At 36.4% G+C, this 15430-nt stretch carries 17 protein-coding genes; 8 read left to right on the forward strand and 9 right to left on the reverse strand.

The features are described from left to right. Nucleotides 1–43: 43 nt before the first annotated feature. From LKL37_RS10115 to LKL37_RS10135, 5 genes are all read right to left on the reverse strand, one after another. Complete coding sequence (locus LKL37_RS10115) at nucleotides 44–1042, reverse strand: phosphatidylinositol-specific phospholipase C (protein ID WP_431610467.1); 999 nt, start codon at nucleotides 1040–1042, stop codon at nucleotides 44–46. A 228-nt stretch (nucleotides 1043–1270) separates the two neighbouring features. After that, the gene (locus LKL37_RS10120) at nucleotides 1271–1954 is read right to left on the reverse strand and encodes a hypothetical protein (RefSeq protein WP_431610468.1); all 684 of its coding nucleotides are present in this window, start codon (nucleotides 1952–1954) and stop codon (nucleotides 1271–1273) included. 75 nt (nucleotides 1955–2029) lie between these two features. Further along, nucleotides 2030–3250 carry a 3-phosphoshikimate 1-carboxyvinyltransferase gene (locus LKL37_RS10125; RefSeq protein ID WP_431610469.1) on the reverse strand — a complete coding sequence of 407 codons (1221 nt, stop codon included), beginning with the start codon at nucleotides 3248–3250 and terminating at the stop codon, nucleotides 2030–2032. Between the two features lie 63 nt (nucleotides 3251–3313). Further along, complete coding sequence (locus tag LKL37_RS10130) at nucleotides 3314–3640, reverse strand: nucleotide pyrophosphohydrolase (protein ID WP_034692883.1); 327 nt, start codon at nucleotides 3638–3640, stop codon at nucleotides 3314–3316. Next, nucleotides 3640–5049 (reverse strand): hypothetical protein, encoded by a 1410-nt coding sequence (locus tag LKL37_RS10135; protein WP_431610470.1) that lies wholly within the window; start codon nucleotides 5047–5049, stop codon nucleotides 3640–3642. The genes LKL37_RS10130 and LKL37_RS10135 overlap by 1 nt, the downstream gene beginning before the upstream one ends. A gap of 183 nt (nucleotides 5050–5232) precedes the next feature. On the opposite strand from LKL37_RS10135, the gene LKL37_RS10140 reads away from it, so the two are divergent. The 7 genes from LKL37_RS10140 to guaB all read left to right on the forward strand — a co-directional run bounded on the left by LKL37_RS10140 (nucleotide 5233) and on the right by guaB (nucleotide 11512). After that, nucleotides 5233–5484: a type B 50S ribosomal protein L31 gene (locus LKL37_RS10140; RefSeq protein WP_027375398.1), complete on the forward strand. Its 252-nt coding sequence runs from the start codon at nucleotides 5233–5235 to the stop codon at nucleotides 5482–5484. Between the two features lie 105 nt (nucleotides 5485–5589). Beyond that, nucleotides 5590–6750, forward strand: coding sequence for a GlmU family protein (locus tag LKL37_RS10145; protein ID WP_431610471.1), 1161 nt, complete (start codon nucleotides 5590–5592; stop codon nucleotides 6748–6750). A gap of 99 nt (nucleotides 6751–6849) precedes the next feature. Further along, nucleotides 6850–7359 carry an RNA polymerase sigma factor gene (locus tag LKL37_RS10150; protein WP_047373602.1) on the forward strand — a complete coding sequence of 170 codons (510 nt, stop codon included), beginning with the start codon at nucleotides 6850–6852 and terminating at the stop codon, nucleotides 7357–7359. After that, complete coding sequence (locus tag LKL37_RS10155) at nucleotides 7334–8020, forward strand: hypothetical protein (RefSeq protein WP_431610472.1); 687 nt, start codon at nucleotides 7334–7336, stop codon at nucleotides 8018–8020. The genes LKL37_RS10150 and LKL37_RS10155 overlap by 26 nt, the downstream gene beginning before the upstream one ends. Nucleotides 8021–8036: 16 nt before the next feature. Further along, a complete protein-coding gene (locus LKL37_RS10160; RefSeq protein WP_431610473.1) occupies nucleotides 8037–9323 on the forward strand; it encodes a DUF4252 domain-containing protein in 1287 nt (428 codons plus the stop codon). 12 nt (nucleotides 9324–9335) lie between these two features. Next, the gene (locus tag LKL37_RS10165) at nucleotides 9336–9839 is read left to right on the forward strand and encodes a DUF4252 domain-containing protein (protein ID WP_431610474.1); all 504 of its coding nucleotides are present in this window, start codon (nucleotides 9336–9338) and stop codon (nucleotides 9837–9839) included. Between the two features lie 212 nt (nucleotides 9840–10051). Continuing rightward, on the forward strand, nucleotides 10052–11512 hold the full coding sequence (gene guaB / locus LKL37_RS10170; RefSeq protein WP_431610475.1) for an IMP dehydrogenase: 1461 nt from the start codon (nucleotides 10052–10054) through the stop codon (nucleotides 11510–11512). 102 nt (nucleotides 11513–11614) lie between these two features. Here the strand turns inward: guaB and LKL37_RS10175 are convergent, their stop codons facing one another. The 4 genes from LKL37_RS10175 to ruvC all read right to left on the reverse strand — a co-directional run bounded on the left by LKL37_RS10175 (nucleotide 11615) and on the right by ruvC (nucleotide 14827). Further along, nucleotides 11615–12307, reverse strand: a complete 693-nt coding sequence (locus tag LKL37_RS10175) for a T9SS type A sorting domain-containing protein (RefSeq protein WP_431610476.1) — start codon at nucleotides 12305–12307, stop codon at nucleotides 11615–11617. A 5-nt stretch (nucleotides 12308–12312) separates the two neighbouring features. After that, entirely contained in the window at nucleotides 12313–12906 is a 594-nt protein-coding gene (locus tag LKL37_RS10180) for a phage tail protein (RefSeq protein ID WP_431610477.1), read from the reverse strand. 160 nt (nucleotides 12907–13066) lie between these two features. Further along, nucleotides 13067–14137: a DUF4407 domain-containing protein gene (locus tag LKL37_RS10185; protein WP_431610478.1), complete on the reverse strand. Its 1071-nt coding sequence runs from the start codon at nucleotides 14135–14137 to the stop codon at nucleotides 13067–13069. Between the two features lie 135 nt (nucleotides 14138–14272). Then, nucleotides 14273–14827, reverse strand: coding sequence for a crossover junction endodeoxyribonuclease RuvC (ruvC, locus tag LKL37_RS10190; RefSeq protein ID WP_318846282.1), 555 nt, complete (start codon nucleotides 14825–14827; stop codon nucleotides 14273–14275). 109 nt (nucleotides 14828–14936) lie between these two features. Here ruvC and LKL37_RS10195 point away from each other — a divergent pair, with 109 nt between their 5' ends. Then, the gene (locus tag LKL37_RS10195; RefSeq protein WP_431610479.1) at nucleotides 14937–15428 is read left to right on the forward strand and encodes a hypothetical protein; all 492 of its coding nucleotides are present in this window, start codon (nucleotides 14937–14939) and stop codon (nucleotides 15426–15428) included. Nucleotides 15429–15430 lie beyond the last annotated feature (2 nt).

Below are 15430 nucleotides of genomic sequence, written 5' to 3' on the forward strand. Positions count from 1 at the left end.
CAACAAGAGAGACAGCCTTTGAGTATATCTAACAAATAATAATTTAGAAGTTGGTCTTAACGATTAATTCAGAAAGTTCAGCATTCACAAAGTCAATCGGCATTACCCCAAATGAACCCTGAGTATTGGTTTGGAAAAATGTTTTAAGTTTTGGATTAATAGCATTGGATACCGTAGGAATGCTAGGAATTCCGAAGATTCCAGGCTTATAACCGCTGGTGAAATTCACGAAAAGTTTCCCATTCGTATCATTTTTAGCTTCATTAAGAAGGCTGGAAATTCCATTCCACTTATCATCATTGTTGGTTACCTTATAATAATCCTGTACTTTCAATTGCACACCGGAATTGTTGATGTCAAAAGTAGTATTGTCTGCCCATGGTGAAGCATTGATTCCCTTAGTTGTTCCTGAAGAGAATCTTCTTAACAACTTGATCTTTCCTCTTACAGATCCCAGCGTAGGAATATTTGCTCCAAGATCCCATTTTGAAGGATTTTTCTGTACATAAGAATCAAATGTCTGTTCAAAGCTTCTGGTGGTATTGGAAGCATCGTATTCTTCTTTTACAGACATAATGATTGTTTCAGATGGATGGCTGCTAAGGAAGGTATAACATGCATTCAATACATCATCAAAATTCAGATTTTGGTAAATCGCTCCGTGATGAATGGCGAAAGAATTGTCAATATGTCTGCAACGGATATCCAGGAAACGAACTCCTGCATTCAGTTGTTCCGCAATGCTGAGGTTTTGAGTTTTAGCTGTACCTGATACAACAGGGGCATCTACACGTGCTCCGGAATCATGAGTTCCGGGAATTGAGATTTTTGATAGGGAAATATTATCCTGAAGACCAGACATCCAGCTATTCATTTCAATGGGTGCTAAAGAAGCTCTGTTGTTAGTCTTTGCAAAAGAAGCTAAATTGTTTTCACTAGAATCCCTTTCGATAAGACTGTCATTGGAACAGGAAAAAAAGATAGATGCAGTAACAACCCCAAGAGTGATGGCTGTCATACGTTTCATGCTTTGTTTGAACATAGTTTTTTTATTTTTTAAGGTAGCTTAAAAATAAGAATATATCAAAGCATAAGGAGTTAATTTAACTTTAAGAGATGATTAAGTTGATTTAAAGTTGGGAAGTTGGGGATGGATGATGGAACAAGAGAAATCATTAATAATTAAATAGTAGTGTATTTACATTAAAACCGGCTATCATAGATTAACAGCTCAGCAGTAACCTCCAGCACCCAGTTTCAACCTTTCATCTTAAAAAACAAAATCCTCCTTCAAACCGGGAAGCCTAAATTTGTGTTCCCCGATTTTGAAATCATCCATTTTGATAAGGTTCTGAAGTTTGTGAGTAAACTCCTTGTGGAAATCCTGAGGTATTTTGGCATCATCATCACAGGATGAATATTCCCTGTCAATAATTACTTTTCCGGTAGAAAAATTGATTTCATTTGTAAAACTGAAATCACAGGTATCTTCAAAATGATCAAGTGATCCTATCAGATAGAAATCTCCGTTTTGAAACCTGAAAGTATGTTTGTATTGCTGAGTATGCCTGGAATTGGTAAAAAATGATTGTCCAATGTGAAGGCTGTTATTTTTTATGCTGACTTCAAGTGTATTGTCAGAAGGGTAAAATCCGGTACCGCTTGAAAAAAGAATAGTCGAATTCTCTTTCCAGATTTTTAGTCTGCCGTCTTCGTTTTTCAGAATGTAGAAAACTCTTTTGTAGTCTGTAGTGTCTTCCAGATTACGGTCGTCTGATGCTTTTATATTGATGTCAAATACCAATACCACCTCATCTTTTCCATCTTTGTCAAGATCGCCTTTGGCTTCTGCAATTCGGGTGTATCCTTTTGGAACCGAAAAATTTTTCAGATTCTGAGCTGATAAATTGATTACAGACAAAACAATCAAAAAGGAAAAGAAGGTTTTCATCATTATTATATAGAATTAAAATGTGGTAATCTGAAATAAAAAATCATTTTCAAATTACCACACTTTTATATTGTCAAATTAATGAATTATTATACTTTCAAGATCTTCCCAAAACAATGGATAAGACTTTTCTACTACATCCTCATCCTCTATATTAAGTTCTTTAATCAGACAGAACGGAGCAAAGCTCATTGCCATTCTGTGATCCTGATACGTTTTGATCGAAATATCATCTTGTGGCTCTCCGAAACTGGTCGATTGAATAGTCAAATCCGTGATTTCTGTTTCAGTACCCAGTTTTTTAAGCTCATTATATAAGGCAAGAAGTCTGTCGGTTTCCTTTACTCTTAATGTTCCCAATCCGGAAATGTCAAAAGGAATTTTTAAGGCTGCGGCTGTTACACATAGAGTTTGTGCAATATCCGGGCAGTCGTTCATATCCAGAACAATTTTGTCCGGGAAAGAAAAATCAGGCTGAGGTTCCAGAGTGAGTTGATGCTCATCCTCAGAGAATGTAGTTTTGATTCCGAAGAACTTCTCGTAGATATCAGCAATTGCGGAATCTCCTTGCGTTGATTCTTTGTAAAAACTTTTCAGGTGAATGGTTTTTCTTCCCAATGCACAGATAGAGTAGAAGTATGAAGCAGAGCTCCAGTCGCTTTCCACTTCATAATGTACCACCTTGGAATGATCAGGAGTAAAAGGTTCTACTTTGATGGTATTTCCTTCAAAGCTGCTTTGAATACCAAATCTGGTCAGGATATCCAGTGTCATTTCAATATAAGATCTTGAAGTAACATCGCCTACAAGATTAATGACCAAACCGTTTTCTAGCTTTCCCGCAATAAGAAGTAAAGATGTGATAAACTGGCTTGAAATATTGGCCGGAACATTCACAAAAGTTTGAGTGATCTTTCTTCCTGTAATTTTTAAAGGAGGAAATCCTTCGTTTTCCATATATTCAATTTCTACTCCAAGATCTCTCAAAGCAGTTACCAGATTTTTGATAGGTCTTTCCTTCATTCTTCCGGAACCGGTAAGAATCGTTGTCTTTCCTTCCTGAATAGAATAATAAGAAGTCAAAAAACGCATTGCCGTTCCCGCATGATGGATATCTACCACTTCCGTATCCTCAGATAGTGCCTTTTTCAGCAACTGGGTATCCTGAGAATTGGATAGATTTCCGATTTTTATATTGCTAAACAGACTTTCCAGAATCAATAAACGATTCGAAATACTTTTCGAACCGCTGATCTGTACTGTTTTATCATTTAATAATTTTGATTTTTCTAGCTTCATTATGATCTACATTATCTTTAAAAATGATGAGTTAAAAATTCGTTTGTAACTCATCATTCATTATTATTTCAATTTTTCGTTATTCTGATGCCGGTCTTTATCGCGGTCAGTTTTGATTTTCATTTTTCTGTCGAAGGCGTCCTGCAGATTCACTCCGGTCTGATTGGCCAGACATAGTGTTACAAAAAGCACATCTGCCAGTTCTTCACCAAGATCTTTGTTCTTGTCGCTTTCCTTTTCGCTTTGTTCACCATACCTTCTGGCAATGATTCTGGCTACTTCGCCTACTTCCTCTGTCAGCATCGCCATATTGGTAAGTTCATTAAAGTATCTTACCCCAATGGTTTTGATCCATTCATCTACCTGCTGTTGTAACTGGGTAATCTCCATTATTGATAAGCTCCTAAAGTTGGATTGGTCGTTCTGGATACATTCACAATATCAAAAGGTACCGTTGCTGCTACAGCTGTATTTCCTTTTCCAATAGCCGGAGAAGTGGATTTTACTCTTAAATTCATTTTAGCCATAAAATAATTGACAAACTGAGGATCAGTATTTTTAGTGGTTTGCACTACACGCGGATTGTTATCAAAAGTGAAGCCTGCTCCCGTTGCACTGGTATATTTGATTAATGAATTTTGAAGTAAGAATTCAAACTGCTGTCCCGGGGTTTGCTCAAAATGAACAGCATCATCCCTGTCAGAATATACAATACTGTTTTTGATATCAAGTAATTGCAAGGCTCCCTGTTGTGTTTGTCCTGCATCATTTTTCCATTCATTGGCCGCAAAAATTCCGGTTCTGTCGAAAGAACTCATGGTCTTAGAGTAATTCGCAATAGTAGCATGAGTATAGCTGTGTTTTCCTCCAAGGAATACACCGATACATGATAAACCACAATTGTTCATCACAAGATTATTGGCATTCACCGTAGAACCTACTGCATAAATTCCATATTCAAAGAAAGTATGGATGAAAGAATTAGTAATAGTAGCATTGGTTTGTCTCATATCAAGACCCCTTGTTCCTCCGAAAAGTCTGGCATGATTCATATTAAGAGTAGAATTGGCTTCCATTCTGATAGAATTCCAGTTTTTAGGAACCGTATCATAGCTAGGATCATTTCTGTCACCACGAAGAATAACCTGATCAGTCTGAGTTCCGTTGATATTTAAAACCGCTCCGGAAGAAACTTTCATTCCGCTGTTTTTGTGGAAGTAAACTTTAGTTCCTGCATTGATATCAAGAGTTACATTCGGATTGATGGTAAGATTTCCGTAGATGATCTTTGCTTTATTGTTATTCCATGTGGTGGAACTGGTAATTACATTTGGATTGCCAGGCGTCTGGATAAAAAACTCAGCATCCTGTACCACAGAAAATAATGTTACATGCTGCTGTCCTGCAGGGCTGGTGAAAAGAACTTTGTCCTCAGCAATTGCTTCGGGTCCGGTAGCTTGTGGGGCAATTTCAACAAAAATATAAAGACTGTCTTTTTTTCTTAAAGGAACATTCTGAAAGTCATAACCCGGCTTCCCATCCACATTGATTCTATATAATGATGCAGCTCCCTTTTCAAGATTCACTCTTGGGATCAGGATATCTTTATCTTCATTATTATATACCTTTACAACATAGGTTTCTGAGCGTACCTGATGATATACCGTATCACAGAACACCGTGTCTCTTGAAAAACGTAATGATTGTGTAGGACTGTCAAACGTAATATCATCCTTATTACATGATACTGCTACAAGTAACATCCAGAAGGAAAAAGCCAGTAATAATTTGAATTTCATTGAAATTAAAGTTTAAGTAAGTTCCAAATTTAACGAAAATACTTTAAATTTCTTATCTATAAAAAAAATTGAATCGAGTATTTGGAAATTTAAAAAAATGTTGTATTTTTGCAACCTAAAATTTAGCAGAGAAATATCCATTACTATTTCGAAAGCAAACTTAATTTTTTTAAAAATAGTATTATGAAAAACGGAATCCACCCAGAAAATTATAGACTTGTTGTTTTCAAAGATATGAGTAACGACGAGGTGTTTCTTTGCAAGTCTACTGCAGAAACAAAAGACACTATCGAGTTCGAAGGACAAGAGTATCCACTAATCAAAATGGAAATCTCTTCAACTTCTCACCCTTTCTACACTGGTAAAGTAAAATTAGTTGACACTGCAGGTAGAGTTGATAAGTTCATGAACAAATACAAAAAATTCGCTAAGTAATTTTTGTATACTTAAAAATATAGAAGTCTTCCAATTTTTTGGAAGACTTTTTTTATTGTAAATTTGCTAACCTTAGAATTTTAAACTTAAACCAAAAACTGAACGATGCAATTAGTATTTTCAGATGCTCAATATTGGGAAGACTTTCTTCCGCTTACTTTTACCCGTCCGGTTGCTGCGATGCGATGCGGAATTCTGACTTTTGCTGAAAGATGGCAGAAAATTCTTGAAAACACTGAGGTTTCATATTTCACAGAAATGTATCTTCAGGATAAATTTAAAAGCCCGGAGGAAAAAGAAAGTCTTTTTCTAGTGCCAAATTTTCTTCCTACAGAAACTGTAATTCAACAGATTAAAGATCTTAAGCAAGGAGAAGCTCTGGTTTATGAAGACGAATTGATCGCGGCTAAAATCAATATGAAAGGTTTTTCTCTTAATCAGATTGAAAAAATGACTGATATTAAGGAAGATCTTATTTTCTTCAAAAGACCAAAAGATCTGTTTTCTTATAACCATCACGCCATTGATTTCGATTTTGAATTGCTTACCAAAGGAAGAACTTCACAGGAACTATCTTCCACAAACGGTTTTTTAGGAGATAAAAAAGATTTATTTATTGAAGAAGGTGCTGAAATTGAATTTTCTACTCTGAATACTAAAACCGGTAAAATTTATATCGGTAAAAATGCTGAAGTAATGGAAGGCTGCCATCTGCGCGGACCTATCACATTAGGAGAAGCTTCTAAATTTAATCTTGGTGCTAAAATTTATGGAGCTACCACTATCGGACCTTACTGTAAAGTAGGCGGAGAAGTGAATAACATTATCATTTTCGGATACACGAGTAAAGGACATGATGGTTTCATTGGAAACTCAGTGATTGGTGAATGGTGTAATTTTGGAGCTGATACCAATTCTTCAAATATGAAGAACAATTATGGAAATGTAAAACTGTGGAATTACAGAACAAAAGCATTTGAAGATACAGGCTTACAGTTTGCCGGCCTTATCATGGGAGATCATTCCAAAGCAGCCATCAATACCCAGTTTAATACAGGAACGGTAGTTGGAGTTGCTTCCAATATTTTCAAACCTGGCTTTCCTCCTAACCTTATAGAGAGCTTTTCATGGGGCGGACTGAAAGATGATGAAAGATTCAAGCTTGATAAAGTATATGAAGTAGCAGAAAGAGCCATGGCGAGAAGGAAAGTTGCTTTAACAGAAGAAGATAAAGCGATTCTGAAACATATTTTTGATGCGTATTAATTCGATTATAATAAAAAACTTCAATTTTTTTGAAGTTTTTTTATTTTTGATGTAATAGATCTGTAACGGCAATTGTCTTACCTATAAGAAACAAAACTCATGACCCAAGAAACTTTCAAGAATACGGTGTTTATTCTCAAAGACGAGATGTATCGTTTTGCGAAGCGGTTTGTCATGAGCAGTGATGAAGCGGAAGATGTAGTACAGGATCTCATGATGAAGTTTTGGCAGAAGAGGGATGAACTGGGGCAATTCGGGAATTTTAAATCCTATGCGCTGAAGTCTGTCCGGAACGAATGCCTGAACCGCCTGAAGCATCACGATGTAAAGATTGGCTTTGCGGATATGCAGCTTCATCGCTCGGAGCTTTACAGTATGGAAGTTGATAACCTTAAGGAACATATTGTAGGATTTATCAATCAGCTCCCCGAAAAACAAAAGATGGTCATCCACTTGAAAGATGTAGAAGAATACGAAGTTTCCGAAATTTCCGAAATGCTGGAAATGGAGGAAAATGCAGTAAGGGTAAACCTGATGCGTGCGAGACAAAAAGTAAAAGAACAAATCTCACAACTGATGAGCTATGAAAAAAGATCAATTACAAGATAAATACAACGAAGTCTTCCAGAATATCAAGGAAGAAAAAATGGACTGGAGTTTTGAAGATTTTCTTCAAACTGCAGAAGGTGCGGAACCTACGCAGGATATGGCACCTGTTATTCCATTGGAAGAAAAGAAAAAGCCCTCTTTTCCTAAATGGTTCTGGATGGCTGCCAGTGTAATATTGATTTTCGGGATCGGTTTATTTCTCAACTCTAATAATTCCGGTACAGCAGATGTACAAGACAGAGAAAAACTGGTAAAAGACGAAATCTTAAAACAGAAGTCTGGATTCATTGAAGAAAACAGTGATCATCAGGAACAGGTTGCGGTGAATCATACCGATTCTATTTCCGGAGTGAAAAAAGATTCTGTTTTTCAGGATAATCAGGTAGCGGAAAAAGATGTAATGGATGAAATCCTGCCAAAAAGAGGAAGACTTAAAAAGGAAACAAGACCAAGATATGTCAGCAATACCTCAAACAACAAAAATATAAATGATTCTGCATCGGCTTACAATGATTCTTATGTGATTGTAAACGGTAAAAGAATCAGTAGTGAAAAAGAAGCCCTGGATGTTACCAGATATTCCTTTATGAAATTAGGAAGTGAGTTTAAAAAAACAGTAGCATCTTCTCAAAAAAATGAAAATCTTGACAGCGAATACTAAAAATCAGAACAATCCCATGAAAAAAATATTTTTTATAATAGCCATAATGCTAAGCAGCTTTGCAACTTCTTCTGCTCAAACTGAGAAATTAGACAAGCTTTTTCAGGATTTTGAAAAAAATGGAAGAGTAACCTCTATCAACATCAAAAAACCAATGTTCAAGCTATTGAATACCATTGATGTTGATGATGCCTATATCGGAAAAATAAAACCGATTCTGAATGAGGTAGAAGGTCTTAAAATTCTGATTATCCCCAAAATAACGTTTCCGGATCGTCTAAAAGATGAAAATCTTGCCAATATAAAAATGAATGAAGATAAGACGGCCAGAGTAAACAATGCTTTGAAATCCCTTAACTTCAATGAGCTGATGTCTATGAGCAGTGACGGAACCTCCATGAAATTCCTGGCTGAAGATGAAAAAGACAACTACCTGGAAAATCTTGTTTTCAATGTGGATTCCAAAGAAGAAAATATTATTTTTATTCTTAACGGAAAAATGAAATTATCAGATGTGAATAAGATCATTAATTCTGGGGAAACAACCACTTCTTCTGTGACGACTTCTGTGAGAAATGATCTTACCTCTGGTAATACCTCTTCCTATCTGAATGGAGATAACAGAAACGTAGGAGAATTCTCAAAGATAGATGCCAGTGTAGGAGTAAATGTTACTTTCAAACAAGAAAATACAAGAAGTGTAAAAGTAATTGCAGATGCGGATAAACTTCAATATGTCATCACTAAGGTGGAAAACGGAGTTTTAAAGATATATGTAGATAATAAAGGGGTTCGAAATCTGAGATTTAAAAATCTGAACGTAAATGTTTCTGCTCCTAATATCAATGCTATAAAAACATCATCAGGAAGTATCTTTACAGCAGTGAATCCTGTTACAGAAAGCAGTTTGGCAATTGAAGCAGAATCTGGCTCTATTATTAAAGGAACATTCAATGTGAAGCAGACAGCAGCAGTTACTGTGAGTTCAGGTTCGGTACTGGATGTTGATATTAAAACACCCAACCTGGCATTGGATACTTCCAGTGGTGCAAGCGTTAGCTTATCCGGAGAGGCAGCTTCTGCTGTAATTGATATCAGCAGCGGAGCATCTTGTAAAGCAGATGATCTTAAAATCGCTACAGCGGTCGTAGAATCTACTTCAGGAGCAAGTCTTTCCTTACTGGTTACAGATAAGCTGAAAGTAAGCGTTTCATCAGGTGCTGCTGTAAAACTGAGAGGAAATCCTGAACTGGATGCCAAAGTAGACAAAGTATCTGGAGGAAGCTTCAGACAAATCAAATAAAAAAACTAACCTATGAAGACTCTTAAACACATTTTTCTGACCATTCTGACGATCGGTACGCTTCAATCGTGTATCGTTTCAGGAAAACCGAACATAGATTTTTTCCAGAATTCAAAATATGATTTCAAGGGAGCTCAGTTTGCAAGTATTAATGTACCGATGGTTCTGGCAAAATCTTATATTAAGAAGGCATTGAGAGAAGAAGGAGAAAGTGAAGAGACCATTGATCTTGTAAAAAAGGCTTCTAAAATAAAAGTGCTTACCGTAACAAACGGAAGCAGTGAAATGCTAAACGACTATGCCCAGTTTTTAAATAATAACCATTATGAAGAATGGGCTACCATAAAACATGAAGGGGATAATATCAACATTCGGGTAAAGCAGGATGGAGAAATTATAAAAAATATGCTGATAACAGTAGGATCCAAGAAAAATGATATCGTGTTTGTAGATGTGAAGGGAAACTTTACAGCTAATGATATCTCAAAAATGATTAATGCTGTTTCAGATAAATAACCCCGAACCTTCGCAACATAATAACCTTTAATGTTCATTATTTAACATATAACTAAAGTAGTTTCATACTTATTCAATTATTTTGTACCGTAACCGTTCTGACAAAAGGACGGTTTTTTGATTTAAGTTATTGATTATTAAATTTTATTTAAACTATTAAAAAGGATTTTCATATCTCACTAAAATAACCTAATTTTGCAAAGAAAGTAAAGATGTCTATTCATAACAAAATTGTAGAGACAGCCATCACTTTCGATGACGTTCTTCTAGTCCCTTCTTATTCAGAAGTTTTACCTAACCAGGTTTCATTAAAATCAAGACTTACCGACAAAATCACGCTGAATGTTCCGATAGTTTCCGCTGCGATGGACACTGTTACTGAAGCTGATCTGGCTATTGCTCTGGCAAGAGTTGGAGGGTTAGGCTTTATCCACAAAAACATGACGATCGCTGAGCAGGCTGCTCAGGTAAACCGTGTAAAACGTTCCGAAAACGGAATGATCTCAGATCCGGTTACATTATCTAAAGATCATACTTTAGGTGAAGCTAGAGATCTTATGTCACGATATAAGATTTCAGGTCTTCCCGTGGTAGATCCTAATAATGTTCTGATCGGAATTATTACCAACAGAGATGTAAAATATCAGGAAAATCTTGATATGAAAGTTGAAGAGATCATGACCAAAGAAAATCTGATCACTTCCGACAAAAATACCAACCTTGAAAAGGCAAAAGAAATCCTTCTTAAAAACAGAGTTGAAAAACTTCCTATCGTAGATAAAGATAATAAACTTGTAGGTTTAATTACCATCAAGGATATCGATAATCAATTGGAATACCCGAATGCTAATAAAGATGAGGGTGGCCGTCTTATTGTAGGAGCAGGAGTAGGAGTAGGAGAAGATACATTGACGAGAATTGAGGCTTTGGTAAAAGCTGGAGTTGATATCGTTGCCATAGACTCTGCACACGGGCATTCTAAAGGAGTTTTAGATAAAATTTCTGAAATCAGAAAAGCATACCCGAACCTTGATATTGTAGGAGGAAATATTGTAACTGCAGATGCGGCAAAAGACCTTATTGCAGCAGGAGCAAATGTATTAAAAGTAGGAGTAGGACCTGGATCTATCTGTACAACCAGAGTAGTTGCCGGAGTAGGAGTTCCTCAGCTTTCCGCAATCTATAATGTTTACGAATATGCTAAATCTCAAAATGTAGCTGTAATTGGTGATGGAGGTATCAAACTTTCAGGAGATATCGTTAAAGCTATTGCCAGTGGAGCTGGTGCAGTAATGCTTGGTTCACTTTTAGCTGGTACAGACGAAGCTCCGGGAGAAGAAATTATCTTCCAGGGAAGAAAATTCAAATCTTACCAGGGAATGGGAAGCCTTTCAGCTATGAAGAGAGGAGGTAAAGAAAGATATTTCCAGAGTGAAGCTAAAAAATTCGTTCCGGAAGGAATTGAAGGAAGAGTTCCACACAAAGGAAAACTGGAAGATGTGATTTTCCAATTGACCGGAGGTCTGAGAGCTGGTATGGGATACTGTGGAGCGAAAGATATTGAAACGCTTCAGAGAGATTCCAAACTGGTAATGATTACTGGAAGCGGATTGAAAGAATCTCACCCGCACGATGTAATTATCACACAGGAAGCTCCGAATTATTCTTTATAAAAATTAAGAAATATTCAATATAAAATGTCCCCAATCGAATGGGGACATTTTTTTGTATTCTATTCTGAAAGCTTTAATGATTGATTCCTTTTGAGAAAAGATTTATTTTTTAACGAATTTAAACTGATGAGTCTGAAAATTTCTGGTATTTATTTTCAATACATATCCACCGGGAACGAGTTGAGAAACATCAATCTTTGAATCAAACGCTTCAGATTTTACAACACGTCCGTCTATATTATAAATTTGAATAGACAATCCATCGTCAATGCCGGAAATACGGATAAAGTCAGTCACAGGATTAGGAAAAATCTGAATTTTATTTTTAGAAAACTCTGAAGTTCCTAATGTTGAACTTTGCACGTCACCCGTCATGGTAGAATTTACTGCAGTAAGGTTACCACCGCATTGTCCGCTTGTAACTGTTGTATTCTCTGTCCATGTTCCGATAGTGTTACCCGGAGGGATTGGAATTGAGTTATTTCCAGTTGAATTATAATAGATTAAAGCCGGATTGGCAAAAGTTCCATTTCCATCATCTGCAATAAATTCCCATCTCGTAAGAGTGTTGTTCCACTGAATTTTAAATTCGCAGGTTCCTAATCCGCCACAATCCTGCCCGCCGTCAATAGGAGTAGTCATATAGATATTCTTATTAAAGGCATCTACCCCTGTTTTGTTAAATACATAAGTATTAGGAGGGCTGCTAAACAGATTAGGACATCCGGTAAAAGTTATTGTCTGCGCAAAAGCTGAGCTTCCCAGGGCAAGACATACTAAGTAAAGAATTTTCATAACTGTTAGTTTTGTGATGGAAAGATTCCTACTAATGAAATAATACATTTCAGGGTTATAAACGGAGGTCTGTTTTCATGGGGCTGGCTTCCGCCGGTGTTGTTTACCATTGTGCTCTTCATCGTGGTATTGGCTGTTGCATCAGAATACTCTTTGTCAAGAATTTTGGTATCTGCCGGAAGACTGTTGGTGGGAGAATTTTGATTTCCCTCGGCTGTTACGGCATTTACTGTATGGCTATGTGCCGGCATTTGTGTTATCAATAACGTCACGCTCTCAGTTCCTCCGGTTTGTCCCATGGTATAGGTAGTAGGGCCTCCAGGAGCCTGTCCGTTATGAACAAGTACTCTTCCCCTCATATCCGGCAGAGCAAAAGTGGTTGTTCCATTTCCTCCATAAGTAGTTCCAAGAAGAGAAAAAAGGGCTGTGTTTTGTGCAATAGACAGGAGTTGTCCGTCACATGATGCCCAGTTTTTAGGAACAAAATTATAAGGAACAAAAGCAATTTGTCCCAAATAGGGATCCGATGCCTGAGCTTGTAAAGAAGGGGCGAATGCACCGCTGATCAGCAGTGTACATGCAATAAATAAGTTTTTCATGATAATAAAGATTTTGGTAGTATAAATTTAGAAAATATTTTATATAAAATACTTTATTAAAAGAAAAACCTTTTGCTATAATGCAAAAGGTTAGATTTTATTTATTGAAAATTATATTATTATAGATTTTTTCTTTAATGTTTTAGGGTGCTTGCTCCATCTAATTTTTCAAATTATCCTTAAAATCCTCGATCCTGAAATCAGTCAAAGCATTTCCTTTTTCAATTTTCTCTTTAGAGTAAAGCCTGAAATCATTTTCTGTTTTTTCTAAGAGATAGTCATAAGGTCCTATGTGAGAAATCAGTTTTACCAGTACCGGAGAAATTTCAAGACAAATAAATAATCCCATGATAAAAGATGCTGCAAGTCCTATGATCGCAGAATTCTTGCCCAATTCATCCAATGCCTGAAGCCTTGCCGCAAACCCATTGAACTTATCTTCAAAAGTTTCCGTAGACTTCCTTTCTGTTTCCAGATTGGTGTATACCTTAGAAATTTCTTTATCCAGATACTCCAGTCTTGGAGCTGCTTGTTTCTGATAATTTTCCAGATCCACTCTGCGCTGCTCCTTCAATTCCTGTTTACGTTTTGCATTGGGGCCGTATCCTTCTTTTCCACTGGTTAATCCAGATTGTTTTCCCAGAATTTCCTTTTCAAGCTCTACTGAAGCAGAGTCATATGCTTTCTGGTACTGAGCAATTTTTCCTGAGATTTGCTGTTTTTCTGTTTCAAAAGGGCCGCTCTGTTGAAGAATTCTTCCGTTCATTTCACCCTGAAGCTGCTTTTTGTTTCTTTGGATAATGGTATTCAGCTGCTTGTTTACCTCTTTCTCGAAAATTTTAAGCTCTAATGGTTTCGAAATGATAATTCCCAGAAACGTAGCAAGTATAAGACGGGGGATAGCCATCAGAATCTGATTCCACCAGGTCCCTGTTTTTTTGATCGAAGAAACAATATAACGGTCAAGATTAAAAATCATCAACCCCCATAGAATTCCAAATCCTATTGAAGCCCAGATATTATCGAATACCGTATACATGGCATAGCCGGCAGATAAAGTAGCAAATACCGCAGTAAAAAGTACAATTCCTCCAATTCCGGCAAATTTATTCCATTCACTCGGAGTCTTTCTTAAAATATGGATGTTCCCTCCGGAACATACCATCAGAAACTTTTGGAACCAGTTTATTGTATGAGTTCCTTGATTTATAGTTTGTTGGTTTGTTTTCATAACTGAAAATTTATACAAAGGTAATACTAAAAATCATACCAATGTAAAAGATAGTATTATGTTTTACCAAGTAACTATGTGTTTTGTTGTTTTTATTGTGAATCAGTCTTTTAAGAATAAGCGGAGAAGGTAGAATTACTTCAATCTGTCGGGGTTCTGCTTCAGGAAGCTTTCCCAACCGGAATATGATTTAGTATCCGTGATAGTTCCGGAATTAAAATGATGACATACTGCAACAGCAAGACCATCGGAGGCATCCAGATACTTTGTAGGAAATTCTTTTAGATTAAGTAGATTTTGAAGCATTCCTGCAACCTGTTCTTTACTGGCATTTCCGTTTCCGGTGATGGCCATTTTGATTTTTTTGGGAGAATATTCAGTAATAGGAATATTTCTGTAAAGGCTGGCAGCCATAGCAACTCCCTGTGCGCGTCCAAGTTTCAGCATACTTTGTACATTCTTCCCAAAAAAAGGAGCTTCCAGAGCTACTTCATCAGGATGAAACTCGTCGATAAGAGATAATGTTCTTTCAAAAATATATTTGAGTTTCGTTTCGTGGTTGGGGTATTTCTTTAAAATCAGTTCATGGATAGAAACCATCTCCATTTTTCCTTTTTTTACGGAGATAATACCAAAACCCATTATCGCTGTTCCCGGGTCAATACCTAAAATTATTTTCTCTGAAATCATTGCCTCAAAGATAGGGCTTTCTAAGTTTTGAGCATGAAAAAGTATTTGAACAGAATTTTATTTATATTTAATATATTTGAAACTTTAAAACCTTTAAACAAAAATGATTATGAAAAAAGTATTTAATATACTCATTGTCCCTGTTTTTGTGCTTTGTAGCTTTCAGAAAGAGAATGAGCAGCCTCAAAACAAGAAATTGCATTCAGAAGCAATAACAGCTAAAAGTGACAGGATTATTTATTTGTTTTTCAAGGCGGATAAAGATCAGTCAGGAAACGCGAAAGTTACTCTCCAGAGCAGTAAAATTGCAGATGGCAGATTGAAACATACTTCTTCTTTTGAAAGAAATGAAGTTCGTAAGGGAGACCTTATCATTAGTTTGACAGGGGCAGGTGGAAAAGAAGTTGCTCAGCAGCTTGTGAGAGATCCTTTTAATCCTGAACTGGAAGTTTACGAAAAAGAAGGCATTACCAGACATAAAGCTTCCCTTCAAAATACTGAGTTCAGTGCAAGATTTTCCTTTTCTGAAAATGTTCAGATGGTGAAAGTTGAAAAAGCAACTGAGGATGGAGTACAACTATTATTCACACAAAAACTATAAAT

The sequence above is a fragment of the Chryseobacterium sp. 'Rf worker isolate 10' genome (genome assembly GCF_050753305.1).
Taxonomy (GTDB): domain Bacteria; phylum Bacteroidota; class Bacteroidia; order Flavobacteriales; family Weeksellaceae; genus Chryseobacterium.